The following is a 25,295-nucleotide window of genomic DNA, read 5'->3' on the forward strand; positions in this document are numbered from 1 at the left end:
ACTGAAGTCCAGCGGGTTCCCCCTCCGAGCCACGGCACCAGCCCATGTCCCCACGATCTTCTTCCTCGTCCGACGCGCGCGAACTTCCGGCTGGGCGGACGCGCCCCGGGCGCGCATCTCCCTTCGTCGCCTCGGGCTTCTTCGTCCTGCGGACCCCGCTGCTGCCCTTCGACGCCCTGACGTCCTGGAGCGAGCACATGGAGGCCCCCGGCGCCGCTCCCGACGCGCTGGAAGCGGCGCTTCAACGGGACCGGCAACACCTGCGCGCCGGGCTGCGCCAGTGGGTGGAGGACCCGCTCATCCGCGAGGCCCTCTTCATCGCCTCGCCCGCGCTCGTGGAGAGCCTGCACTACTGGCAGGACAAGCCCGACTCCGAGCAGGGCCTCAAGGTGGAGCGGACGCTCGTGCGGTACTTCGCGCGCATGTCCGGCCGCAGCACGCCGTTCGGCCTGTTCGCGGGGCTCTCCGTGGGGCGCATCGGCCCGGCGACGCGCCTGCACCTGTCGCCTCGCGAGGAGCTGCGCCGCCACACCCGCCTGGACATGGACTACGTCTGCGCGCTCGTGGAGAAGGTCCAGCAGGAGCCGGCCGTCCGGAGCGCGCTCCACTACGTCCCCAACTCCAGTCTGTACCTGGCCGCGGGCCGGCTCCGTTACATGGAGATGCGGCACATCGGCCGCGAGCGCACGTACCACCTGGTGGCCGTGGAGCCCTCGTCGTACCTGGAGGCCACGCTGGCGCGTGCCCGGGGTGGCGCGTCCGTGGAGGCGCTGGCCCAGGCGCTCGTCCAGGACGACCCTGAAATCGAACTGGGGGATGCCCGCGACTTCATCCTGGAGCTCATCGACTCTCAGGTCCTGGTCTCCACGTGGGCACCCACGCTCACCGGCCCCGAGCCCATTCCCTACCTGCTGGAGCAGTCCGCGAACGTGCCCGCGCTCCAGCCCACGCGAGAGAAGCTGGCCTCCGCCCATGAGGCGCTGGGCCGCATCGACGCCGCGCGCCCTGGCGTCCCCGACGCGACCTACCGCGACATCGCCCGGATGCTCGAAGGGCTGCCCGTCCCCGCGGAGCTGCCCCGCCTCTTCCAGGTCGACATGGTCCGCCCCATGCGGGAGGCCACGCTGTCGCCAGCGGTGGTGGAGACGTGCCAGGGCGCCGTCGAGACGCTTCACCGGCTGGCCGTCACCGCGGGCGCGGACACGCCCATTGGCCGGTTCCAGCGGCGCTTCCTGGCCCGTTACGAAGACCGCGCCGTGCCCCTGCTGGAGGCGCTGGACGAGGACACGGGCATCGGCTTCGCGCTGGAGGGCGGCACCGGCAGCGGCACCGGCCCGCTCCTCCAGGGGTTCGCCTTCCCCCGCCAGGAGGGCGGGCGGCGCTTCCCCGACAGCCCGCGGTGGACGCACCTGATGACGCGGCTGGAGTCGTGCTGGCGCACGCAGGCCCAGGAGCTGATCCTCACCGAGGACGACGTGCGCGTCATGGAGTCGAAGGGCACGCTCCCGCTGCCGGAGACGTTCTCCCTCGTCGCCGCCGTGGTGGGCGCCAGCGCGGAGCACGTGGACCGGGGCGACTTCCGCGTCCTTCTGGAGAACCTGGCCGGCCCCTCCGGCGCGGTGATGCTGGGGCGCTTCTGCCATGCGGACGCGGACCTGGAGGCCGCGACGCGTGAGCACCTTCGCGCCGAGGAGGCCCTGCGCCCGGACGCCCTCTTCGCGGAGGTCGTCCACCTGCCGCAGGGCCGCATGGGCAACGTCATCTGCCGTCCCGCGCTGCGCCAACACGACCTCGTGTTCCTGGGCCAGTCTGGCGTGCCCACGGAGCAGCAAATCGCGCTGTCCGACCTGTGGCTCTCCGTGGAACAGGGCCGGCTCGTGCTGCGTTCGCGGAAGCTGGGCCGCGAGGTCATCCCCCGGCTGACGCACGCCCACAACTACTTCACGCTCGGGCTCGGGGCGTACCGCTTCCTGGGCCAGCTTCAGCAACAGGGCGTGGTGAATCTGGCCTTCAACTGGGGCCCGCTCGCCCAGGTTCCCTTCCTCCCCCGCGTGGTGCATGGCCGCGCGGTGTTGTCGCTGGCGAAGTGGAACGTGACGGCGGAGCAGCTCAAGGCCTGGGGCGCGGAGCAGGGCAGCGCGCGCTTCGCGGCCATCCAGCGGTTCCGGCGGGAGGCGCGCCTGCCGCGCTGGGTCTACCTCCACGACGGCGACAACCAGCTCCCCATCGACCTGGACAACGTATTGAGCGTGGACACCTTCATCCACCTCACGCGCAAGCGTCCCGCGGGCGTGCAGTTGGAGGAGCTGTATCCCTCGCCGGAGGGGCTCTGCGTGACGGGGCCGGATGGCCGCTACCACCACGAGCTGGTGCTCCCCTTCCACCGCCGCGAGCCCTCGCGCGCCGCCGCCGGAGCACGGGCCGCGCCTTCGGCCGCCGTGCGCCGCACCTTCCCGCCCGGCTCCGAGTGGCTCTACGCGAAGCTCTACACCGGCACCGCCACCGCGGACCGGCTGCTCACCCTCACGCTCACGCCCGTGCTGCGGCGACTCAGCGCGGCGGGCGCCATCTCACACGCGTTCTTCCTGCGCTACGGCGACCCGGACTGGCACGTGCGCGTCCGCCTGCACGGTCCACCGGAGCGGCTGCACGCGGAGGCCCTGCCCGCGCTGATGGCGGCGTGCGCCAGCGCCCTGGACTCCGGCGAGGGATGGAAGCTTCAGCTCGACACCTACGAGCGCGAAGTGGAGCGCTACGGCGGCCCCGCCGGAGTCGAGCTGGCCGAGCAGCTCTTCGCGGCGGACAGCGACGCCGTGCTGGGGCTGCTGGAGGCGTACCCCGGTGACGCGGGCGCCAGCGTCCGTTGGAAGCTGGCGCTGCTGGGCCTGGACACGCTGCTGAGCGGACTGGGCCTGTCCCTGCCCGCGAAGCTGGACATCGCCACCCGGTGCCGCCACGGCTTCGGTGCCGAGTTCCACGTCAACGCGCACTTCGAGGACCAGCTCAGCCAGCGCTTCCGCCAGGAGCGGCGCGAGCTCGAGCAACTGCTTAGCCTGACGGCAGCACACGAGGGCCCCTGGAAGGCCGCGCTCGACATCCTGGAGCGGCGCGAACAGCGGCTGCGCCCCATCGCCCAACAGCTTCACACAGCGGAGCGGGAGGGCCTCCTCACCGTGCCCGTGACGGGGCTCGCCGGCAGCTTCCTGCACATGCACGTCAACCGGATGCTCCCCAGCGACCAGCGCGCCCAGGAGCTCATCCTCTATGACTTCCTGGCCCGGCTCTATCGTTCGCGTCTCGCGAGGGCGCGCAAGGCGGAAGATGCCGGTGGCGCCCCTGCATAGACAGACACCGTCACCGGAAACCCCGCGCGCCCCCGAGGAGGGGGCACGCGGCTGGAACCCGGGGTGGCTCCACGACGGATATCAGTGCTCGGCGCTGAGGGTCTCGGCGATGGTGACCGTCAGGAGGCTGGTGGTGCCAATGGTCGTGGTCGCGCCGGTGCCGCCGACGGCGCCCTCCAGCATCGACTTGTCACTGCCCTCCAACACCCGAAGCGTCTCCTTCTTCAACGACAGCTTCTTCGAAGTCTGTGCAGCCATTGCGACCTCCATGATGGGTTTGAAAAACCTTCCCATGCGTCAAACAGCAATTCAAGGGAGCCCCTCAAGAGTCGACGATGACTCATGTATCACGCAGTGCATTGTTCATCGCCCTGCGCCGCGCGCACGCTGCGCGGTGTCGAAGACTCAGCGTGAAAACAACATGACTCCGGCTGCAGGCCCGCTTCGCTCCACAGGCCGCCAGACAGCCGGGCGCGCCATTTGGTCCAAGCCGGGACATTCGCTATCGTCCCGTATCTCCGGTCCTCGTCCGCCATGAGCCAGAATCCGCATCAGTCATCGCTCTTCCGGCAGGAGGCGCTCGACCATTACGCCAAGCCCGAGGTCCGGGGGAACCTGCTCCGGGTCGACCCGTTCTGGGCGCGCGTCACGTACTGGCTCATCCTCGCGGTGGCGCTCGTGCTGGGGGTGGGCCTCACCGTCGTCGAAATCAATGACTACGCGACGGGTCCCGTGCTCATCCAGGTCCGCGGCCTGGAGGATTTGACGGTGACGTCCGCGGGGCGCGTCAGCAAGGTGCTCGTGGAGCGAGGGCAATACGTCCAGGCGGGACAGCCGCTGGTGGAGCTGCACTCGCCGGTGGAGCAGGCGGAGCGCAGCCGGATGACGCAGGAGTTCCGCGCGCAGCTCGCCGCGGGCCTGCTCAACCCGCTCGACGCCATGTCCCGGCAGGCGCTCTCCAATTTGCGCAGCCAGGTGGACCTCAGCGAGGCGCGGCTGTCGGAGCGCGTGCTCCGGGCCACCGTCAGTGGCCGCGTCTATGACGTCCGCGTGCGAGAGAACCAGTACCTGAACGCCGGGCAGGCGGTGGCCTCCATCCTCCAGGATGGCTCCGAGGCCTTCGCGCTGGCGCTCGTGCCCGGCCAGTACCGCCCCATGCTGGAGGCCGGGCAACAGATTCGCATGGAGGTCTCCGGCTTCCCCTACGCGTACCAGTACTTCCAGGTGACGTCCGTCAGCGACGAGCTGGTGGGACCCGCCGAGGTGCGGCGCTATCTGGGGCCGGGGCTCGGCGACGCGCTGCCGCTCCAGGGGCCCCACGTGGCGGTGGAGGGCCGGCTGCCCGGCGCGACCTTCGACGTGGATGGACGCAGCTACTCCTATTACACGGGCATGCCCGGCGTCGCCTGGGTGCGCGTGCGCATCCGCAACGGCTGGCTGACCCTGTTCCCCGTGCTCGAACTCCTCGGAAAACACCGTGGCTGAAGAAGAAGACTCCGCGGGCTCACTGTTCGACCGCTTCCCCGCCCTGGCCCGCATTGGCGAGCACCTGCGGCGAAGGCGCGTCCCCTTCATCGCGCAGCTCACGGCCGCTGACTGCGGCGCCGCGTCCCTGGCCATGGTGCTGGGGTACTGGGGACGGCGCATCAGCCTGGACGAGGTCCACGCGGCCACGGGCCTGACGCTGCGAGGCGTCAGCGCGCTGGCGTTGCTCGAGGCGGGCCAGCGCTTCGGCCTGGTGGGCCGCGCCGCGCGGGTGGACATCGACGAGTTGCACCTGCTGGACCCCGCCACCATCCTGCACTGGGAGTTCCGGCATTTCGTCGTCTTCGAGCGGCTGACGTCGAAGGGCGTGGAGCTGGTGGACCCGGGCTTCGGCCGGCGCACCGTGCCCATGGAGCAGTTCCGCAAGTCCTTCACGGGCGTCGCGCTGCTCTTCGAGCCGTCTGAGACCTTCGAGACGGGCGGCACCGTCCCCGGCCCCCGCCGCTACCTGCGGCTCGTCACCGAGCGCAGCACCACGCTGCGGCGCATCGTCGTGATGTCGGTGCTGCTCCAGTTGTTCGCGCTCGCGCTGCCGTCCCTCACCGGCGCGGTGGTGGACCGGGTGGTCCCCAGCGGCAACGTCTCGCTGCTGGGGGTCCTCGCCGCGGGCATGGGCGCCCTGGTCGTCTTCCAGTTCGCCGCGTCGCTGGTGCGCTCACACCTGCTGCTGCATCTGCGCACGTACCTGGACGCGCGGATGACCGTGGGCTTCCTGGACCACCTGGTGCGGCTGCCCTTCTCGTTCCTCCAGTTGCGCTCGACCGGCGACTTGATGAGCCGGCTCAACAGCAACGCCACGGTGCGCGAGCTGCTCACCTCCGGCGCGCTGTCCGCCGTGCTGGACGGAACGCTGGTGTGCATCTACCTGGTCCTGCTGTTCTACGGGAGCTGGCAGATGGCCCTGCTCGTGCTGGGGCTGGCGCTGCTGCAGGTGCTCGTCTTCGTGTTCGCGCGCAAGCGCCAGCGGGAGCTGATGTCCCGCAGCCTCGAGGTGAACGCCAGCGCGCAGAACTACGAGGTGGAGCTCTTCAACGGCATCCAGACGCTCAAGGCCATGGGGCTGGAGGACCGGGCCGTGCAGCACTGGTCCAACCTCTACGTGGACGTGCTCAACGTGTCGCTGGACCGCGGCCGGCTGTCCGCGTTGACCGACTCCTTCACCGCCACGCTGCGCATGGCGTCTCCGCTGGCGACGCTGGCGGTGGGCACCTGGCTGGTGCTTGAGCATCAGCAGCTCTCCCTGGGCGAGATGCTGGCCATCAACGCGCTGGCGGGGAACTTCCTCACGCCCATCTCCAACCTGGTGGCCACCGCGTTCCAGTTGCAACTGGTGGGCAGCTACCTGGACCGCGTGGACGACATCCTCCAGGCGAAGCCGGAGCAGACGGACGACACGCCCCGCCGCGCGCACAAGCTGCAGGGCGGCATCCAGGTGGACGGCGTTTCGTTCCAGTACGGCAGCCGCGCCACGCCCGTGCTCCAGGACGTCAGCGTGGACGTCCAACCCGGCCAGTTCGTGGCCATCGTCGGCCGCTCCGGCGCGGGCAAGTCCACGCTGGCCAACCTGCTGCTCGGGCTGTACCTGCCGACGAAGGGGGACATCCGCTACGACGGCAACTCCCTGCGGGAGCTCGATTTGCGGGACGTGCGCCGGCAGATGGGCGTGGTGCTGCAGAACCCCGCCCTCTTCCAGGGGGACATCCGGAAGAACATCGCCTACTCCGACCCCAGCCTGCCCCTGGAGCAGGTGCTGGAGGCCGCCCGTCGCGCGCAGATTCACGACGAGGTGATGGCCATGCCCATGAAGTACGAGACGATTCTCAGCGACATGGGCAGCTCCCTGTCGGGAGGCCAGCGTCAACGGCTCGCGCTGGCGCGCTCGCTCGTGCATGGCCCGGCCATCCTGCTGCTGGACGAGGCCACCAACGCGCTCGACACGAAGACGGAGCGGGCCGTGCAGGACGCCATCGCGGAGCTGAACTGCACGCGCGTGGTGATTGCCCACCGCCTGAGCACCATTCGGGACGCGGACCTCATCCTCGTCATGGACCAGGGGCGCCTGGTGGAGCAGGGACGCCACGATGATCTGATGGCGCTCCAGGGGCACTACAGCGAGCTGGTGGCGCATCAGGACCGCGTCCTCCAGCAGAAGCTCACGGGGTGATGCCCCCAGGCACCCGGCAGGGGCGCCTGGAGCGCGGTGCCCCGCACCAGCGAGCTTGTGGCGCATCAGGACCGCGTCCTCCAGCAGAAGCTCACGGGGTGACGCCCCAGACACCCGGCAGGGGCGCCCGGCGCGCGGTGCCCCGCACCAGCGAGCTTGTGGCGCATCAGGACCGCGTCCTCCAGCAGAAGCTCACGGGGTGATGCCCCCAGGCACCCGGCAGGGGCGTCTGGCGGGCAGCGCCCCTCACGCCGGCGGCAGCCTCCAGGACGCGCCGCTCCGGGCGCGGCCCTCTCCCTTCACGTCGGCCTGAGCCGCCGTCACGGCGTCTGTCGAGACACGGGCGGCGGCCCCAGCTCCACATCCGCCAGAAGGCCCGTCGCCAACCGGTCGCGCAGTGAGCTGTCCAACCGCAGCCGGGCCTCCGCCTTCTGGTGCCGCGAGGACACGTCCACCTCGGGCGCGAGGCTGTCCACCTCGCCATCCAGCGTCAGGCCCAGCGCGGGCAGATGGACTCGCACCGGCGTCCCCAGGCGCACTTTGGGCGCGACGTGTTCCGGGACGGCGAAGCGCAGCTTCAGCTCCTCGCTCACCAAGCGCACGACGGGGGTCGCCCGGCCCACCGTGACGCCGGGCACCTGGTACAGCTCGGTGACGCGGCCCGCGAAGGGCGCGCGAATCCGCGCCAGCTCCAGGTTCCGGCTCGCGGCGTCGAGCACCGCCTTGGCCTCCGCGCGCCGGGCCTGCGCCAGCTCCACGTTCACCTTCGCCAGGGCCACCTCGGTCTCCGCCGTCTCCACGGCCTCCGCGGCGGTGAAGGCCTGGATGCGCTGCTCACGCTTGAGGCGCTGCTGCGACTGGAGCAGCAGCAGCTCCGTGCGGCTCACCTCCGCCTGCGCCGCCTGGAACTGGGCCTGGCGCGCCGCGGCCTCCAGTTGAAGCGGCTCCAGCTCGAGCTGGGCCAGCACCTGTCCAGAGGTGACGCGGTCGCCCAGGTTCACCTTGAGCACCTGCAACCGGCCATCCTGCTGCGCGGTCAGGTCCAACGTGTGACGGGCCACCACCACGCCGACGAGCGGCTCCGCTCCGGAAGGTTTGGAACGCTGCGCCTGCGCGGCGTCTGGTGCCGGCGCGGCCGCCAGCGCCCCCGCCGCGCCCAGCAAGACGGCGCCCACCACCCCACCACGGACTGGACGCAGGATGCGCCTGACACAATCCCTTCGACTCACGCGGTGGACTCTTCGCTGGAGAGGACGTGGGCGCGCATGCTGCCCGTCAGTCTACACCGCGCCTCCCCCACCCTGAAACGGCCGAGGGCCGCCACCCGGAGCCCCAGACAGGCTCCCGGCGCGGCCCTCACACCTCACCGTGACGGTGAGGCCCGCCCTACTCAGGCGGCGGTGATGACGCCGTCCCGGACGACGAAGTCGAGGCGCTTGAACTTCGAGGTCAACTCGCCGTCCTGGCGCAGCGAGTAGTCCTTGGCCACTTCCGCGCTCGGGATGAGGTGGAAGGCGGCCTTGGCCTCGGTGCCGTTGACCTCCAACACCACGAAGCCGTGCGCGTCACCGTCCACGAAGGAGATGCCGGGGTTGGCCTCCGCCAGGGACTCGTTCAGGTTCGTCACGATGTGCCGGTACACCGTGCTGCCCGACGAGAAGCCCGCGCCGATGACGGCCAGACCCGCCAGCTCCTTGATGGAGCCGGAGGAGATGCCCGGCGCCGTCAGCGCGGGGATGCCGGACTCCACGGACGCGAAGGACGCGTGGATGTCACCGGAGATGAACAGCGGGTTGCGCACCTGGCTGTCGCGCAGGAACTTCAAGAACTCCTGCTTCTTGGTGGGGAAGCCGTCCCACTGGTCCACGTTGAAGTAGAAGTCCTGGCGCAGCGTGAGGTCCGGGACGTCCAGCTTGTCGCTCAACTGGAACACCATGGACGTGAGCGAGATGGAGGAGACGACAATCTTCCACGCGTTGGTGGCCTCCGCCATCGTCTGGCGCAGCCACGCCTCCTGCTCGGTGCCGAAGATGTTCTCCGTCGCGCCCTGCGAGCCCATGTACTTGATGGCCGCGAACAGGTCGAAGATGGGCTTCACCACGACGTAGCGCGAGCCCTGCATGCCGAACAGGCCCGTCTTGCCCATGTGCGCGTAGGCAAGGCCACGCGACGCACCCGCGGCGGGGATGGCCGGAATGGCAGACTCACCCGCGGCCACGCGCTGCTGATTCACGGCGGCCACCACCTGGTTCACGTAGAGCAGCGCCAGGTTGCCCGACACCCACTGCGCGGCCCTCGCGCCCGCGTCTTCCTGCGTCAGGCCCGCGGCGAGCGCCTGCTGGACGTACACGGCCGTCAGGACCTGCTTGTACGGCGTGAGCGCCGGAACATCGATGTCCACGTAGGCGAACATGTCCGACTGGAGCTGCGCCTGGACGGGCGCGGGCAGCGTCGGCAGCACCAGGTTCAACTGCTCCTGCGGCACCGCCACCGTGCCCGGGTACCCGTCCTCGGGGATGAGGTGGTCGGGGCGGTAGGTGCGCGTGTCCGTCACCAGCAGCTTCAGGTTCCGGCCGAACTCGAAGTCACGGAAGATGCGCGTGGGCTGGCTCACCACCGCGTTGATGTCGATGGCACCCGCGCCGCTGGCGCCGTGGTCCATGGGGATGTACTCGAAGAAGGCCTGCTCGGCGTTGCGGCGGCGCTCCGTCTGCTTCTCGTCGACGCGCTCGTCCGTGTACGTCGCGACGTCGCCCCAGCAGTCGTCGGAGAACTCGTGGTCATCCCAGGTGATGATGAACGCGTAGCGCTCGTGCACGCGCTGAATCATCTTGTCCGTGCGCAGGTTCTTGTAGAGGTCGCGGTAGTTGGACAGCGAGTTGGCCGCGTAGAACCCCGTCAGGCCCGTGCCCTGACGCAGCGCCTTCTCCGGCTCGCTGAACGCCACGCCGCGGCCGTCCACGGACTGGAAGGTCGCGTCGCCCGTCGTCTCGTAGATGTAGTCGCCCAGGAACACGACGAAGTCGAGGTCCTCGTTGAGCTGCAGCAGGCGCTGCCACGCGTTGTAGTACCGGCCGATGTAATCCTGGCAGCTCGCGAAGACGAACTTCACCGGCACGTCGTCGGTGGCGTTCGGCGCGGTGCGCGTGCGGCCCGTCGCCGAGGAGAAGCGCTGCCCCGCCTTGTCGACGCTGAAGCGGTAGTAGTACGTCGTGCGCGCCGACAGGTTGGTGACCTTCACCTTCAGCGCATGGTCGAAGCTCGCCCGCGCCGTGAAGGACTGGTCCAGCACCAGGCTGCTGAACGACTCGCTGGTGGACACCTCCAACCGCACCGTCGTGTCCGCGCCCGCGTTGTCCGGGTCCACCGCGCGCACCCACAACACCACGCTGTCCGGACGCGGATCACCCGAGCACACCGACTGAGGGAAGTACTTCTCGCTCGCATCCGAGGACGTCTCGTCGTCGGAACATCCGAACGCCGTGGTCGCGGCAACGGCGACGACGGCCTGGAGGAAACTGCGGCGTTTGAATCGGTCGAACAAGGCGGCACTCCGGGTTGCGCGGGTTAGGAAACAGGGCCCTGAGTCTAGAGCGCCCTTCCGCTCAGCAGGAAACATCCCCACCGGATGAAATGACAACGCGCCGTGTCACCCACGCTCGGTACGGCAACCCCGTAGAAGACGACGGACGCCAAGCAAAAGGGCCGTCCACCTCGCGGTGGACGGCCCTCAAACTTCTGGCAACGAACCGGAAAACACCGGTTCCGCGGGCGGACTACTTCACGGCCTTCACGCGGCCGCGCTTCTCGCTGCCACCCTCAGCGGGAGCTTCTTCCGCCGCCGGGGTGGCCGGCGCGCCGCCCGGGCCCTTCGCGATGCCGTACTTCTCCAGCACGCGGGTTTCGATGTCCTTCATCACTTCCGGGTGCTCGCGCAGGTAGTCCTTCACGTTCTCCCGGCCCTGACCGATGCGCTCTCCGTTGAAGGAGAACCAGCTACCGCTCTTCTCCACGATGTTCTCGTTGGAGGCGAGGTCGATGAGGTCACCCTCACGGGAGATGCCCGTGCCGTACATGATGTCGAACTCGACTTCCTTGAACGGGGGCGCGACCTTGTTCTTCACCACCTTCACGCGGGTGCGGCTGCCCACCACGTTGTCGCCATTCTTGATGGCGCCGATGCGGCGGATGTCCAGGCGCTGCGACGCGTAGAACTTCAGCGCGTTGCCGCCCGTCGTCGTCTCCGGGTTGCCGAACATCACGCCAATCTTCATGCGGATCTGATTGATGAAGATGACGCACGTCTGGCTCTTGGCGATGGTGCCCGTCAGCTTGCGGAGCGCCTGGCTCATGAGGCGGGCCTGCACACCCATGTGCGCGTCGCCCATCTCACCCTCGAGCTCCGCCTTCGGCACGAGCGCGGCCACCGAGTCCACCACCAGCACGTCGATGGCGCCCGAGCGCACCAGCATCTCGGCGATTTCCAGGCCCTGCTCACCGGTGTCCGGCTGGCTCAGCAGCAGGTCATCGGTGCGAACGCCCAGCTTGCGCGCGTAGCCCACGTCCAGCGCGTGCTCCGCGTCCACGTAGCCGCAGATGCCGCCACGCTTCTGCGCTTCCGCGACGATGTGGAGACACAGCGTCGTCTTACCGGACGACTCCGGCCCGAAGATTTCGATGATGCGACCCTTGGGCACGCCACCCACGCCCAGGGCGATGTCCAGCGAGATGGAGCCCGTCGGGATGGCCTGAATGTCGCGCATCAGAGGCTCGTCCTTGCCGAGCCGCATGATGGACCCCTTGCCGAACTGGCGCTCCACCGCGGACATCGCCAGTTCGATCGCCTTTTCCTTCTCCTGATTCACGGCCATTGCTCGTAGCTCCTTGTATTGGCGAGCCACCCCGGCTCACCTGAACGCGCATTTAGTACGCGATGGGTAGACCCTAGTCCACCCCTCTGACATCCGTGCTGCATCCTGTGGGTCAGCCCTCGCGGAGGGCAGCCAGGAAGGCGGCCACCAGACCCGCCAACCCCGCCCACAGCCCCAGGGGGGCCCCCGCCAGGAGTGGCAGCGACACCCCCACCAGGGACACCAGGGCCAGGAGCAGCATCCCCACGCGGTACACGGGCGTTCGGGGCGGAGCAAGCCACAAGGCGGCCATGGCCAGCAGCATCAGTCCCACCTGCGAGGTGAGCAGGCCGGCATCCTTGGAGGGGCGGAGGGCCTCGTAGAGCCACTGGACCCAGAGGCCGCCCACAGCCACCGCCATGACCGTATAGGGCCTCACCTGCCCCTTCTTCCGCTGCGCCAGCACGTTGGCGCGCTGGTGCTCCAGGTCCTCGGGCCGGACTTCGAGGGCGTAGGGGAAGCCCAGCGACAACAGGGCCTCCACCGCCGCCGCGCGGCACGAGCGCCCTTTCGGGTCCACCAGGCCGTTGAGCCGTCCGCTCTCCAGCAGCCGCAAGAAGGTGTCCGCCACCAGCCGGTCCCCGCCCGTCTGGGCCATCCGGGCCAGTTGATGGTTCAGCCGCTCCGCCATCGCGGGGCGGAGCACCGCGTCGGCGCGCGTCGCCTGCTCGATGAGCACCAGCACCGGCAGCGGCAAATCCAGATGGGGCGTGGGCTTTCCCCGGCGATGCGCGAAACCACCCGTGGGCGGCAGCGTGGGCGCGTCGTCCTCGGGCAGCGGCGCCCAGGGCGCGACGTCCGTGCGCGGCGCCGCGTCCTCCCCCTCCATGGACCGCGGCGTAGGCGGATGTATGCGCGGCGCGTCGGGCATGACGGAAACTGTAGCCACGCCCCCGTGGCCGGCACAAAGCGAAGGCGCCCCGCAACTTTCACCGGACAACGGGGTTGATGTCAGAGTGGACGACGCGGACCCGGACGCACAGGTGATGTTGAAGGTGGCGGCGGGAGACCGGCAGGCCTTTGCCTGGCTGTTCGACCGCTACCACGCGAGCGTGGCGCGCTTCGCGTTCCGCTTCGTGGGCAACCGGGCGCGAGCGGAAGAGCTGACGCAGGACATCTTCGTGAAGCTCTACCGGAACGCGCGCGCCTACCAACCCACGGCGCGCTTCAAGACCTTCCTGTTCCGCGTGGCCACCCATCACTGTCTCAACGAAGTGAGGCGCGGCGAGTACCGGGCGCCCCACATGCCCGCGCACGGACTGGGCGGAGACGACCCAGACGTCGTGGAGCTGGAGGGCCCCCAGGGCGACAGGCCCGACACGGCGCTGGAGGGCCGGGAGCTGGAGCAGGTGGTGGGCGCGGCGCTGGCGGACATGAGCGCCCGCGAGCGCGCCGCCTTCACCATGTGCCGCTTCGAGGGCATGGCGTACCGGGACATCGCGGAGGCGCTCGAGGCGAGCGAGTCCGCCGTGAAGAGCCTCATCCACCGCGCCACGCTGGCGGTGGCGCGCAGGCTTGAAGGGCCGCAGGCGGGCACCATGCCCGCGAGGAGCAGGGCATGAGGTGTGGTGATTTCGAAGACGACGTGACGGCCTACGTGGACGGCGAGCTGCCCGCCGCCCGGAGCGCGCAGGTGCGAGCCCACCTGGACGCCTGCGCGGCCTGTCGGGCCACGGAGACGCTCCTGCGCGCCACCGTGGCGAGGATGGCGGAGCTGCCCGCGTTCGAACCCTCCCCCGCCACTCGGCGCGAGGTGTTCGCGAAGCTGGATGCGCTGCCCACCCCATGGTCGGAACGGGTGAGGCGCTGGCTGCGGCCGGCGGTGCTGGTGCCCGCCACAGGACTGGCGGCGGTGCTCGCGGTGTCGCTGCGCATGATGGCCCCTGGCCCGGACGCGGCGCTGGGGATGGAAGACGCCTCCGTCATCGAGCTGGCGGCGAACCTGGAGCTGGCCGAGGACTACGAGGTGCTGGGACTTACCGACATGGATGACGTGGAGGTCGTCACGAAGCTCCACGAACTGGAGGTGGTGCAATGATGGGCCGGAGTCTTGCCTCGCTGGGGTTGATGGTCGCGCTGCTCTCGGGGGCCGCCTCGCGCGCGGAGACACCCGCGCCGCGCACGGCCGCGGAGCGCTTCGAGCAGATGACGCCGGAGCAGAAGGAAGCCCTGCGCGCGAAGCTGCGCGAGTTCAAGGCGATGCCTCCCGCGGAGCAGGCGCGCATCCGCGCCAACCTGGAGCGCTGGCGCCAACTGGCCCCCGAGGAGCGCGAGCGCATCCGCGCCAACCTGCGCGAGTTCCAACGCCTCACCCCCGCCGAACGCCAGACGTTGCGCGAGCGCGCCCGGGAGCTGCGAAAGCTGGACCCGGAGCAACGCGCCGAGCTGCGCCAGCGCATCCGGCAGTACCTGCAGGAGAATCCGGAGCGCCGCGAGCAATTGAGGGACAACCTGCGCCGCTGGCGACAGATGTCTCCCGAACAGCGCCAGGAGGTCCGCGAGCGGCTGCGCGAGAGGCGGCAGCCGTGAGAGGCATTGCCTTCGCGGTGCTGGGCCTGCTGCTGGGCGGCACCGCCGCCGCACAGCCCGCGCCATCCCGCGAGCCGCCGCGGCACGCGCCCGCTGTCCCCGAGAAGCCGCATCCCACCGGCGAGCCGCCGCGCGCCCGCGACACCCTCTCCGCCGAGGACCGCGAGGTGGTGGACCACCTGGAGCTCCTCGAGGGCCTGGACGCCGCCGAGGCGTTGGACCTGCTGCTCGAACTGACCCGCGACGACTGAGTCCGGAAACGACGAAGCCCGAGCCCCCATTCAGGGAGCCCGGGCCTCGAACGTTTCACACCGTGAGACGAACCGGCGGCTACTCCACCGTCACGCTCTTGGCCAGGTTACGCGGCTGGTCCACGTCATTCCCGCGCAGGTCCGCCACGTGGTAGGCGAGAAGCTGCAGGGGAATGGTGGCCACCACCGGCGCCAGCAGCGCGCAGGCGGGCGGAATCCGGATGACCTGGTCGGCCAGGCCCGCCACGTGCTCGTCGTCCTCGTCGATGATGGCAATCACCTTGCCACCGCGCGCGCGGACCTCCTCGATGTTGCCAATGATTTTCTCGTAGGCCACGTGCGGCTGCTTCGGCGCGATGACGACCACCGGCATCTTGTCGTCGATGAGCGCGATGGGGCCGTGCTTCATCTCGCCACCCGCGTAGCCCTCCGCGTGGATGTACGAGATTTCCTTCAGCTTGAGCGCGCCCTCCAGCGCCACCGGGTGCATGGGGCCACGGCCGAGGAACAGGAAGTCCTGCGCGTTCATGTACTCACGCGAGACGCGCGTGACGGCGGGCTCGCACTTGAGCACGTCCTCAATCATCTTCGGCACCTTCGTCAGGTGCGTCAGGTGCTCCTGCGCCGCCTCCACGGAGAGGGTGCCACGCATGCGGCCCAGCTTGACGGCCAGCAGGTAGAGCGCCACCAACTGCGTGGTGAACGCCTTCGTGGACGCCACGCCAATCTCCGGGCCCGCGTTGGTGAGCACGGAGAAGTCGGCCTCGCGCGTCATCGCGCTGCCAATGACATTGCAGATGGCCATGGACGTGGCGCCGCGGGCCTTGGCCTCCTTGAAGGCCGCCAGCGTGTCCGCCGTCTCACCCGACTGGCTGATGGCGATGGCCAGGTGCGTGTTGTCGACGATGGGGTCGCGGTAGCGGAACTCGCTCGCCAGCTCGACCTCCACCGGCAGCCGCGCCAGCGACTCGATCATGTGCTTGCCCGCGACACCGGAGTGCCACGAGGTGCCGCACGCGAGGATGGTGACCTTGGTCAGCGAGCGGACCTTCTCCGCCGACAGGTTCCAGCCCTCGAAGTGCACGTCGCCTTCCGACAGGAGCATCCGGCCGCGCAGCGTGTCCGCGACGGCGCGGGGCTGCTCCCAGATTTCCTTGTGCATGAAGTGCTTGTGGCCGCCCTTCTCCGCCATCATCGGCGTCCAGTCGATGCGGCGGGTGGGCCGGTTCACCTTCTGGCCCTGGCGGTTGTAGATGTCCACGGCCGCCGCGGTGATGACGGCCAGGTCACCCTCTTCCATGTAGACGAAGTCGCGCGTGTGCTCGAGCAGCGCCGGCACGTCGCTGGCCAGGAAGTTCTGCCCTTCGCCCAGGCCCAGCACCATGGGCGAGGCGTCCTTGGTGCAGACGATGCGGCTGGGGTCATTGGCCGTCAGCACGGCCAGCGCGTAGGTCCCCTTCACCTGGGCAATGGCCGCGCGCACCGCGTCCGGCAGCTCCAGACCGCGCTCCAGCTCTTCGGAGATGAGGTGCGCGAACACCTCGGAGTCCGTCTCGGAGGAGAAGACGTGCCCCCGCGCGCGGAGCTGCTCCTTGAGCGCCAGGTGGTTCTCGATGATGCCGTTGTGCACCACCGCCACGTCCTTGTACGTGTGCGGGTGGGCGTTCTCGTCGGAGGGGCGCCCGTGCGTGGCCCAGCGGGTGTGGCCGATGCCGATGTTCCCCGGCGGCTGGTCCGCCACCACGCGGTTCTCCAGGTTGCGGAGCTTGCCCGTGGCCCGAACCACGTTGAGCTTGCGCTGGTTCAGCACCGCGACGCCCGCCGAGTCATAGCCACGGTATTCGAGCCGCTTCAGGCCCGAAACCAGGATGGGGGCTGATTCCTTGTCACCGACGTAACCAACAATCCCGCACATAGTTGCACCTCTCTCTCACGCCCACGCCCGCCGGAGCAATCCGCGGGATTCCCCTACATCCCTGCCGTGCAGCGCTCTGCCTGGTTCCCAAGCAAGAGCCGCGCCGTCTAGCCAGCCCGAGCCTTCGCTTGCCGCGCCTTCTTGGTGGCCACCCAACCTTCCTTGGTCACCTGTGGCGTGCGGGACACAGCGAGGCTCCCGGGAGGCACATTTTTCGTCACCGTGGTGCCCGCGCCGACATACGAGCCGTCGCCCACCTTCACGGGCGCCACCAATTGCGTGTCGGAACCGATGAACACGCCGTCGCCCAGCTCGGTGAGGTGCTTGTTCACCCCGTCATAGTTACAGGTGATGGTGCCCGCCCCCACGTTGCACCCTGAACCAATGACAGCATCACCCAGGTAGGTGAGGTGGTTGGCCTTCGAACCTTTTCCAATGCGAGCCTTCTTCGTCTCCACGAAGTTGCCCAGATGCACGTCCTCGGCCAGCTCCGTTCCGGGCCGCAGCCGCGAGAAGGGACCAATGACATTGCGCTCCCCCACCCGCGCCTCTTCCAGCACGGAATAGGGCTTGATGACGGTGCCATCCGCGACGGTGGAGGCATGCAGCACGCTGCCCTGGCCAATGGAGCAGCCCTTGCCCACCACGGTGCCGGCGGCCAGCGTGACGCTGGGGCCCACTTCCGTGTCGGAGCCGACGGTGACGCCTTCCTCGATGTACGTGGTGGCGGGGTCCAGCAGCGTGACGCCGGCGCGCATGTGCGCCTCGTTGATGCGCTGCTGGAGCACGCGCGCGCGCGCGGCCAGCTCCACCCGGTCATTCACGCCGGCCGTCTCCGTGGCGTCCGCGTCCACCGAGCCCACGGGGCCCAGCTTCGCGGCCATCTCCACCAGGTCCGTGAGGTAGTACTCGCCCTGCGCGTTCTGCGGCTTGATTTCCGCCAGCGCCTTCCAGAGGAAGTCCGCGTCCACGGAGTAGATGCCCGCGTTGCACTCGCGCACCGCGCGCTGCTCCGGGGTGCAGTCCTTGTGCTCCACGATGCGCGTCACCTTGCCACCCTCGCGGATGACGCGGCCGTAGCCCGTGGGGTCTTCCAGGGTGGTGGCCACCATGGCCAGCTTGCCGCCCGCCTGGTCGTGGGCGGCCAGCAGCGCCTCCAGCGTCTCCCGGCGCAACAGCGGCACGTCGCCGTAGAGGATGAGGACCCGCCCGGAGTACCCCTTCAGGGCCTCCTCGGCGGAGCGCACCGCGTCCGCCGTGCCGCGCTGCTCGCGCTGGAGCGCGAAGCGCAGGGGGGCCTCCGGAAAGAGGGCGCGAACCGACTTCTCCACCGCCTCCGCCTGGTGTCCCACCACGGGGACCACCGACGTGGCGCCCAGTTCAAGGGCCCGCTTGAGGGGATACGCGCAAATGGGCCGGCCGAGGATGGGGTGAAGGACCTTCGCCTTCTCCGACTTCATCCGCGTGCCCTTGCCCGCGCACAGCACCACCGCCGCCAAAACGCTCATGCGGCGGAGAATTAGGGACAGGGAATCGAGTCGTCAACCGCGCGCGGATCAGAAGGCGGGGTGGTGTCCACCGGCCGCGCCCTGGCACGGACCGAGACGCACAGGGTGTTGCGCTGAATCGTGATGCCAAAGCTGGGCTTCAAGAAGACCGTGACCTCGGCCGCGGTGGGCGCGGCGCAGGGTGAGGTCGTTTTCTCGGGCATGGCTGGCGTGCTCATACGCTCCCCCGAACGCGATTCATGATGGGACTAGGATGCACGCCGACCGGGAACAATCCAAGAAGAAAAATGTCGTCTAGCTGAAACTATGGTCCCGACCATACGGTTCGTGCATACCGGGACACATGTAGTCCGTCTGGCCCCCTTCAGTCGCTGGACTGGAGGGTAGGCTTTTGTCGCCCGGGTAACACATCACCCAGGACGAAAGCCAGCGAGGGACTGTTCCGACAGTGCGAGGAGGGCTGAACCCGTGAAGGAGACGAGCTTCCGCAGTGGGGTGACGTGGCGAGGGCTGGTGGTGGCGGCGTTGCTGGTGGCCGGCGCAGCGCAGGCGGCGCGGCCCTACCGGGGTGGCGCGGTGGCCACGGCGTACCCCCAGGCGAGTGCCGCGGCGCTGGAGATGCTGGAGAAGGGCGGCAACGCCACGGACGCGGCGGTGGCGGCGGCCTTCGTCGCGGCGGTGGTGGGTCCCTACCACTCCGGCATTGGCGGCGGCGGCTTCGCGCTGGTGCATGACGGGAAGAGCGGCGCCACGCAGGTGCTGGACTTCCGCGAGGTGGCCCCCGCGGCGGCCACGCGCGACATGTACCTGAAGGACGGCAAGGTGGTACCGGGCCTGTCCACGGACGGCGCGCTGAGTGTGGCGGTGCCGGGCGCAGTGGCGGGCTACCTGGAGCTGCTCAAGGCCCACGGCAAGCTCAAGCCCGCGGTGGTGCTGGCGCCGGCCATCGCGGCGGCGAAGAAGGGCCTGTGGGTGACGCCCCGCTACCGCACCATGGCGGAGGGCCGCCTGGCGTGCCTGAGCCGCGACGCGGAGGCCGCGCGGGTGTTCCTGGTGAAGAACGCGCAGGGCCAGTGGGAGGCGCCCCCGCTGGGACACGTGCTTCGCCAGCCCGACCTGGCGAAGACATTGACCGCCATCTCGAAGAGCGGCGCCAAGGCCTTCTATGCGGGGCCGGTGGCGAAGGCCATCGCCACCACGGTGAAGGACGGCGGCGGCGTGCTCACGCAGGAGGACCTGGCCCGGTACAAGACGCGCGAGGCCACCCCGCTGGAGGGCACGTACCGCGGCCACCGCATCCTCACCATGCCGCCACCGAGCGCGGGCGGAGTGGCCGTCATCCAGGTGCTGACCGCGCTGGAGCAGCTTCGCCCCAAGGGCTTCGACTTCCGGGACGCGGAGACACTGCACCTCTACGCGGAGGCCGTGCGGCGCGCGTACGTGGACCGGGCCAAGTACCTGGGCGACCCGGCCTTCGTGGACGTGCCCCTGGCGCGGCTGGTGTCCTCGGGCCACGTGGCGGACCTGGCGGGCTCCATCGACCCGAAGAAGGCCACGCCCAGCGCGTCGCTGCTGGCGCCGAAGGAAGGCGTCCGCGGCTCCACGCTGACGGACGAGCCCACCACCCTGACGCCCGAGCCGGAGAAGAAGAACACCACGCACATCTCCGTCATCGACAAGGACGGCAACGCGGTGGCGATGACGACCACGGTGAACTACGGCTTCGGCTCGTGCGTGGTGGCCAAGGGCACCGGCGTGCTCCTCAACGATGAGATGGACGACTTCGCCGCGCAGCCCGGCGTGCCCAACGCCTACGGCCTGGTGACGGGCGAGCCCAACGCGATTGCCCCGGGCAAGGTGCCGCTGTCCTCCATGTCGCCCACGCTGGTGTTCGCCAAGGACGACCCCAAGCGCGTCATGCTGGCAGTGGGCAGCCCGGGCGGCTCCACCATCCCCACCACCGTCATCCAGGTCATCAGCAACGTGGTGGACCACGGCATGGACGTGGCGCGCGCGGTGAACGAGGGCCGCCTCCATCACCAGTACCTGCCCGACGAGCTGTGGGTGGACCGGTGGGGGCTGGAGCCGGCGACGCTGTCCGTGCTGGAGGCCAAGGGCCACAAGGTCCGCCGCGTGGAGCAGTGGGGCGACGCGGAGGCCGTGTACAGCGACCCGAAGACGGGGCTGCGCTATTCCGCGAGCGATCCCCGCAACGAGGGCGCCGCCCTGGGGCAGGATTGAGCAGTGCCCACGCCACCGCCCATCTTCGACGCGCACCTCCACCCGGAGAGCCTGAGCGACCAGGATTTGGAATCCATGCGCTTCTTCGGCGTGGAGCGGGCGCTGGTGGTGGCGCACCACTTCCCGGAGCCCACGTCGAAGGCGCTGCTGCGCCACTTCGATGACCTGGTGGAGCGGCAACTCCCAAGGCTGGAGCGCCTGGGCATCCGCGCGTACGCGGCGCTGGGCGTCCACCCGCGCTGCATCCCCCGGCGCGGCCTGTCCGAGGTCCTCTCCGCCCTGCCCGACTACTTCCAGGGCGGGCGCGTGGTGGCGCTGGGCGAGACGGGCCTGCACGCGGGCGGAGAAGAGGAAGAGGAGGCCTTCCTGGAGCAGCTCGCGCTGGCCCGCGGCCTCAAGTTGCGCGTGCTGGTGCACACGCCCACCACCGAAAAGGAGCGACACACGCGGCGCATCCTCACGCTGCTGCGGCAGTCGGGGCTCCTGCCTTCGCGCGCGCTGGTGGACCACGCCAACGCGCGCACGGTGCGCACCATCCTGGAGGTGGGCCACTGGGCGGGGCTGACGCTGCATCCCGAGGCGCTCAAGGCCGAGCGCGCCGTGGCGCTGGTGCGGCGGCTGGGCAGCGAGCGGCTGGTGCTCAACTCCGATGCGGGCGACGGCGCCGGGGACATCCTGGGCCTGGCGCGCGCCGCCAACCTGCTGGCCAAGGCGAGCCTCTCCGAGCGCATCGTCCAGCGCATCACCCACGAGAACGCCGCCCGCTTCTTCCAGGTCGGCGACTGACGCGGGGCTCCACGCATTCTCAGCCCCGGAGAGTTGACCCGGGTCGACGACATTCGTGGCGGAATCTTGCAGGAATCGGCGCGCTCTTCGTCATTCCCTCCAGGAGCGCGCCGCGGAAATAGGCCTGTCCCGCGCACGTTGCCCCCTCACCCGCGCTGGGAGTGGCACTTGCACCGCTTGGTCGTTTTCATCGTCAGCCTCGCGCTCGCGAGCTGCGCCGGCATGTCCTCCGCGCAGCGCCTCGCGTCATCGGAGGGGGCGGCGCCACCGCTGGGGCCGCGCGAGCCCGATGCGGGCCGCCACCTGACCCTCCCCGCAGGGCACTTCCTGTCTGAATGCCTGCGTGACCTCCAGCGAGCGCGCGCGCACATCGAAGCCCTGTTGAGCCTGCCGACCCCCAGGGCGCCGGAGCCGGCCCTCACCGCATACGACGACGCGATGGCGCTGCTCGACGACGCCAGCGGACGCGCGGGCCTTGGCGCCAACACCCACCCGGACGCGGCCTTTCGCGACGCGGCGGCGCGCTGCGCGCAAGACGCCGACAGCCTGCGCACGGACGTGTCCCTGGACCCACGCGTGTACGCGGCCCTGGCCGAGCTGGACCTGAGCGGCGAGGACACCGCCACCCGGCGCTGGGTGGACCTGGTGCTGCGCGGCTTCCGGCGCGCGGGCGTGCACAGGGACGCGGAGACGCGCGCGCGGCTGCGCGTCCTGCATGACGCCCTCACCCGCCTGGGCCAGGCGTTCAGCCAGCACATCCGCGAGGACATCCGGCACGTGGACGTCCCCGCGGACGCGCTGGACGGGCTGCCCGAGGACTACGTCCGCCACCATCCGCCCGGCCCCGACGGCACGGTGCGCATCACCACCGACCCGCCGGATGCCCTGCCATTCCTGACGTACGCGCGTGACAACCGCGCCCGGGAAGCGCTCTGGCGCGCGGGCCAGCAACGCGGCCACCCACGCAACCTGGAGACGCTGTCGCAACTGCTCCAGGCGCGGCACGACCTGGCCACGCTTCTGGGCTACCCCAACTGGGCCGCCTACGCGTCCGAGGACAAGATGGTCCGCCAGCAGCAGGTGGCCGAGAACTTCATCGAGCAGCTCGCCACCGCCACCGCTTCGCGCGTGAAGGACGACTACGCGGCGCTCCTGGAGCGCAAGCAGCGCGACGTCCCCGGCGCGCAGCGCGTGGAGCCGTGGGAGCAGACGCACCTGAAGGAGCTGGTGCGCGCGGAGCGCTACCGCTTCGACTCGCGCGAGCTGCGGCCCTACTTCGAATACACGCGCGTGAAGCAGGGCGTGATGGACATCACCTCGCGGCTCTTCGGGCTCACCTACCGCCGGGTGACGGACGCGCCGGTGTGGCACCCGGACATCGAGGCCTGGGACGTCTACGAGGGCCCCACCCGCATGGGGCGCTTCTACCTGGACATGCATTCGCGGCCGAACAAGTACGCCCACCCCGCCCAGTGGGACCTGGCCACCGGACGCGCGGGAAGGTCGCTCCCGGAGGGCGTGATGACCAGCAACTTCCCCCGGCCCGGCGCCCACCCCGCGCTGCTCCAGCACACCCAGGTGCAGAGCTTCTTCCACGAGTTCGGCCACCTGCTGCACCACATCCTCGGCGGACAGACGCGCTGGGCGGGCCTGTCCGGCTCACGCACCGAGCGCGACTTCGTGGAGGCCCCCGCCCAGGTGCTGGAGGAGTGGGCCTGGCGGCCCGAATCGCTGCGGACCTTCGCCCGCCACATCGACACCGGCGAGCCGCTGCCCACCGACCTCATCACCCGCATGCGGCGCGCGGACGCCTTCGGAAAGGGCCTGTGGCTGCGCCAGCAGCTCTTCTACGCGGCCGTCAGCCTCCAGCTCCACGCGGGCAACCCCGCCGGGATGGACACCACCGCACGCGTGAATGCCCTGCAGGAGCGGTACATGCCCTTCCCCGCCCTGGACGACACTTACGCCCACCTCTCCTTCGTCCAACTGGACGGCTACTACTCGTCCGCGTACTACGCCTACCTGTGGTCGCTCGTGATCGCCCGGGACCTGCTCACGCCGTTCCTGCGACACGGCCTCATGGACCCCGCCACCGCCCAGCGCTACCGGGACACCGTGCTCGGGCCCGGGGGCTCACGGGATGCCGCGGACCTGGTGCGCTCATTCCTGGGCAGGGATTACGGCTTCGAGGCCTATACCCGTTGGCTGGACGACGCCTGACGCCCCTCGTCAGGCGGTGTAAAAACGAAGGGCCCCGCGATGTGAATCGCGAGGCCCCGGGTGTTGTGAATCCGTCAAATCGGCGGACAGCCGCTCACGCGGCGTCGGCGCTCAGTGCACCGCGGGTGCGGACACCGTCTGCTCGGGCTGCAGGGTGATGCCCTGCGCATCCGCGTCGAAACGGACCTGAACGGGCACGCCCTGGAGGCGGTACTGGGCCAGGGAGTCCGCCGCCGCGTCGAGCTGGCGCTGATAGCGCTCCTCCAGCTCCACCGCGATCAGAAGCATGGTCTCCCCCGCGTCCTCGACGCCCGGGCGGTACACCTGGCACCGCTGGAACCGCGCCCAGCGACCGTTCTCCATCTTCACCAGCTCGCCGTCGTAAGCCATGCGCAGCTCCTCTGCCGTAAATCCAACGGAGTCCAATGTATGGCCGGATTAACTCCGTGTCATCCCCCCACTTGAAAATTCGTCAAAAGCCTCGAAGTCCAAGGGGTTAGAGGCACACATGGCAGGCATCCAGGCGGGAGGGCGGCGGTGACTGCTCAAAAATGTAAATTCCGCCGGCCGTCAACGCGGTTAAGCGCTGCCTTCCGGGGCGGTGGCACCGGAGCAGTGCGTCACCTATGATTCAGGGGAGATGAAGCTGCCCGGACTGTTCCGCAAAGAGCGCACCACCATCCAGGCCGCCGACGCCCAGGACCACGCGGAGCGGCTCCTGGCCGAGTCGCTGCGGATGCTCGGGCAGGTGTGCGGCAAGGTCGCGGACGCCATCGAGGCGCAGCGGCTGTCCCGCCAGGGCTACACGCACAACACGTATCTGCGGCGGACGGACGGCGCCAAGGACGACAGCGACAAGAAGGCGTAGACGTCTTCGCCATGACGGACGCTGACGCCGACTCGCCCGCCCCCTGCCTGGCCTCCGCGCCCACGTGGCGGGAGGCGGGCATCGCCATGCCCATGCCCGGTCTGCGGGACGAGGAGGGCCCGCGACTGCCCGAGGGGTTGCCCCCCGTGGTGGACGCCCACGTCCACCTCTTCCCCGACCGGGTGTTCGAGGCCGTGTGGCGCTGGTTCGACCAGTACGGCTGGCCCATCCGCTACAAACTGCACACGCGCCAGGTGCTCGACTTCCTCCTGTCGCGAGGTGTCAGCCAGGTGGTGGCACTCCATTACTCCCACCGGCCGGGCATGGCGCGCGCGCTCAACGCCTACGTGGCGGAGGTGGCCCGCGAGGAGCCCCGCGTGCTGGGGCTGGCCACCGTCCTCCCAGGCGAGCCGGAGGCCACGGCCGTGCTGGAGGAGGCCTTCGCCGCCGGCCTGCGCGGCGTGAAGATTCACTGTCACGTGCAAGCCTTCTCGCCCGACGCGCCGCACCTGCACGAGGTGTATGCCGCGTGCGCGAAGGCGGGCCGGCCCCTCGTCATGCACGCGGGCCGGGAGCCCTCCAGCCCCCACTACCCTTGCGACACCTACGCGCTCTGCGCCGCCGAACGCGTGGAGCGTGTGCTGAAGGACCATCCCACGCTGAAGCTGTGCGTGCCCCACCTGGGCGCGGACGAGTTCGACGCGTATGCCCGGCTCCTGGAGCGCCACGACAACCTCTGGCTGGACACCACCATGGCCCTGGCCGGGTACTTCCCCGTGCCCCTGCCCCGGCGCGCGCTGGAAGTCCGGCCCGAGCGCATCCTCTACGGCACCGACTTCCCCAACCTGCCCTATGCGTGGGACCGGGAGCTGCGGACGCTGCTGGGGATGAAGCTGGATGACGCGGTGCTCGCCGGCATCCTGGGGCAGAACGCGCTGCGCCTTTACGGAGTGTGAGTCCCCCTGTCCCCAAGGCCCTGGATTCAAGCCTGGTCCCCCCGGGCCGTTCGCTGTT

Annotated in this window: 20 protein-coding genes; 12 read left to right on the plus strand and 8 right to left on the minus strand. The window is 69.8% G+C overall.

Annotated features, from left to right (window positions below; translation table 11 throughout):
• Nucleotides 1–44 precede the first annotated feature (44 nt).
• Nucleotides 45–3,344 carry a lantibiotic dehydratase gene (locus tag A176_RS27215; protein ID WP_044889365.1) on the plus strand — a complete coding sequence of 1,100 codons (3,300 nt, stop codon included), beginning with the start codon at nucleotides 45–47 and terminating at the stop codon, nucleotides 3,342–3,344.
• Between the two features lie 81 nt (nucleotides 3,345–3,425).
• Here the strand turns inward: A176_RS27215 and A176_RS39160 are convergent, their stop codons facing one another.
• Nucleotides 3,426–3,602, minus strand: a complete 177-nt coding sequence (locus A176_RS39160) for a hypothetical protein (RefSeq protein WP_002635445.1) — start codon at nucleotides 3,600–3,602, stop codon at nucleotides 3,426–3,428.
• Between the two features lie 276 nt (nucleotides 3,603–3,878).
• Here A176_RS39160 and A176_RS27220 point away from each other — a divergent pair, with 276 nt between their 5' ends.
• Together A176_RS27220 and A176_RS27225 are read left to right on the plus strand one after the other, a co-directional pair.
• Nucleotides 3,879–4,829 (plus strand): efflux RND transporter periplasmic adaptor subunit, encoded by a 951-nt coding sequence (locus tag A176_RS27220; protein WP_002635444.1) that lies wholly within the window; start codon nucleotides 3,879–3,881, stop codon nucleotides 4,827–4,829.
• Nucleotides 4,822–7,053 (plus strand): peptidase domain-containing ABC transporter, encoded by a 2,232-nt coding sequence (locus A176_RS27225; protein ID WP_002635443.1) that lies wholly within the window; start codon nucleotides 4,822–4,824, stop codon nucleotides 7,051–7,053. Before A176_RS27220 ends, A176_RS27225 begins: the two co-directional genes overlap by 8 nt.
• 320 nt (nucleotides 7,054–7,373) lie before the next feature.
• Here A176_RS27225 and A176_RS27230 read toward each other — a convergent pair whose 3' ends face one another.
• The 4 genes from A176_RS27230 to A176_RS27245 all read right to left on the minus strand — a co-directional run bounded on the left by A176_RS27230 (nucleotide 7,374) and on the right by A176_RS27245 (nucleotide 12,792).
• Nucleotides 7,374–8,228, minus strand: coding sequence for an efflux RND transporter periplasmic adaptor subunit (locus tag A176_RS27230; RefSeq protein ID WP_002635441.1), 855 nt, complete (start codon nucleotides 8,226–8,228; stop codon nucleotides 7,374–7,376).
• A 215-nt stretch (nucleotides 8,229–8,443) separates the two neighbouring features.
• Nucleotides 8,444–10,672, minus strand: coding sequence for an alkaline phosphatase D family protein (locus A176_RS27235; RefSeq protein WP_044889364.1), 2,229 nt, complete (start codon nucleotides 10,670–10,672; stop codon nucleotides 8,444–8,446).
• Between the two features lie 157 nt (nucleotides 10,673–10,829).
• Complete coding sequence (gene recA, locus A176_RS27240) at nucleotides 10,830–11,924, minus strand: recombinase RecA (RefSeq protein ID WP_002635439.1); 1,095 nt, start codon at nucleotides 11,922–11,924, stop codon at nucleotides 10,830–10,832.
• Between the two features lie 112 nt (nucleotides 11,925–12,036).
• Entirely contained in the window at nucleotides 12,037–12,792 is a 756-nt protein-coding gene (locus A176_RS27245; RefSeq protein ID WP_002635438.1) for a hypothetical protein, read from the minus strand.
• A gap of 127 nt (nucleotides 12,793–12,919) precedes the next feature.
• On the opposite strand from A176_RS27245, the gene A176_RS27250 reads away from it, so the two are divergent.
• Genes A176_RS27250 through A176_RS27265 form a run of 4 tightly spaced genes read left to right on the plus strand, consistent with a single transcriptional unit; the run spans nucleotide 12,920 to nucleotide 14,743 of the window.
• Complete coding sequence (locus A176_RS27250) at nucleotides 12,920–13,525, plus strand: RNA polymerase sigma factor (protein ID WP_002635437.1); 606 nt, start codon at nucleotides 12,920–12,922, stop codon at nucleotides 13,523–13,525.
• A complete protein-coding gene (locus tag A176_RS27255) occupies nucleotides 13,522–14,001 on the plus strand; it encodes an anti-sigma factor family protein (RefSeq protein WP_002635436.1) in 480 nt (159 codons plus the stop codon). Before A176_RS27250 ends, A176_RS27255 begins: the two co-directional genes overlap by 4 nt.
• Nucleotides 13,998–14,492 carry a DUF3106 domain-containing protein gene (locus tag A176_RS27260; RefSeq protein WP_002635435.1) on the plus strand — a complete coding sequence of 165 codons (495 nt, stop codon included), beginning with the start codon at nucleotides 13,998–14,000 and terminating at the stop codon, nucleotides 14,490–14,492. The genes A176_RS27255 and A176_RS27260 overlap by 4 nt, the downstream gene beginning before the upstream one ends.
• The gene (locus tag A176_RS27265; protein WP_002635434.1) at nucleotides 14,489–14,743 is read left to right on the plus strand and encodes a hypothetical protein; all 255 of its coding nucleotides are present in this window, start codon (nucleotides 14,489–14,491) and stop codon (nucleotides 14,741–14,743) included. The genes A176_RS27260 and A176_RS27265 overlap by 4 nt, the downstream gene beginning before the upstream one ends.
• A 79-nt stretch (nucleotides 14,744–14,822) precedes the next feature.
• On the opposite strand, the gene glmS is transcribed toward A176_RS27265, so the two are convergent.
• Both glmS and glmU read right to left on the minus strand, forming a co-directional pair.
• Nucleotides 14,823–16,658, minus strand: coding sequence for a glutamine--fructose-6-phosphate transaminase (isomerizing) (gene glmS / locus A176_RS27270; protein ID WP_002635433.1), 1,836 nt, complete (start codon nucleotides 16,656–16,658; stop codon nucleotides 14,823–14,825).
• Between the two features lie 107 nt (nucleotides 16,659–16,765).
• Nucleotides 16,766–18,178 (minus strand): bifunctional UDP-N-acetylglucosamine diphosphorylase/glucosamine-1-phosphate N-acetyltransferase GlmU, encoded by a 1,413-nt coding sequence (gene glmU, locus A176_RS27275; RefSeq protein ID WP_420811441.1) that lies wholly within the window; start codon nucleotides 18,176–18,178, stop codon nucleotides 16,766–16,768.
• 456 nt (nucleotides 18,179–18,634) lie between these two features.
• On the opposite strand from glmU, the gene ggt reads away from it, so the two are divergent.
• From ggt to A176_RS27295, 3 genes are all read left to right on the plus strand, one after another.
• Entirely contained in the window at nucleotides 18,635–20,407 is a 1,773-nt protein-coding gene (ggt, locus tag A176_RS27285; protein WP_002635429.1) for a gamma-glutamyltransferase, read from the plus strand.
• Nucleotides 20,408–20,410: 3 nt separating this feature from the next.
• The gene (locus tag A176_RS27290) at nucleotides 20,411–21,193 is read left to right on the plus strand and encodes a TatD family hydrolase (protein ID WP_002635428.1); all 783 of its coding nucleotides are present in this window, start codon (nucleotides 20,411–20,413) and stop codon (nucleotides 21,191–21,193) included.
• Nucleotides 21,194–21,361: 168 nt separating this feature from the next.
• Nucleotides 21,362–23,413 carry a M3 family metallopeptidase gene (locus A176_RS27295; protein WP_002635427.1) on the plus strand — a complete coding sequence of 684 codons (2,052 nt, stop codon included), beginning with the start codon at nucleotides 21,362–21,364 and terminating at the stop codon, nucleotides 23,411–23,413.
• A gap of 111 nt (nucleotides 23,414–23,524) precedes the next feature.
• Here the strand turns inward: A176_RS27295 and A176_RS27300 are convergent, their stop codons facing one another.
• Entirely contained in the window at nucleotides 23,525–23,803 is a 279-nt protein-coding gene (locus tag A176_RS27300) for a hypothetical protein (protein WP_002635426.1), read from the minus strand.
• Nucleotides 23,804–24,053: 250 nt separating this feature from the next.
• Between A176_RS27300 and A176_RS27305 the strand changes: the two genes are divergently transcribed.
• Together A176_RS27305 and A176_RS27310 are read left to right on the plus strand one after the other, a co-directional pair.
• Nucleotides 24,054–24,281, plus strand: coding sequence for a hypothetical protein (locus A176_RS27305; RefSeq protein WP_002635425.1), 228 nt, complete (start codon nucleotides 24,054–24,056; stop codon nucleotides 24,279–24,281).
• 11 nt (nucleotides 24,282–24,292) lie between these two features.
• Nucleotides 24,293–25,237, plus strand: coding sequence for an amidohydrolase family protein (locus A176_RS27310; protein WP_002635424.1), 945 nt, complete (start codon nucleotides 24,293–24,295; stop codon nucleotides 25,235–25,237).
• The last annotated feature ends 58 nt before the right edge of the window (nucleotides 25,238–25,295 follow it).

The sequence above is a fragment of the Myxococcus hansupus genome, from assembly GCF_000280925.3.
GTDB lineage: Bacteria > Myxococcota > Myxococcia > Myxococcales > Myxococcaceae > Myxococcus > Myxococcus hansupus.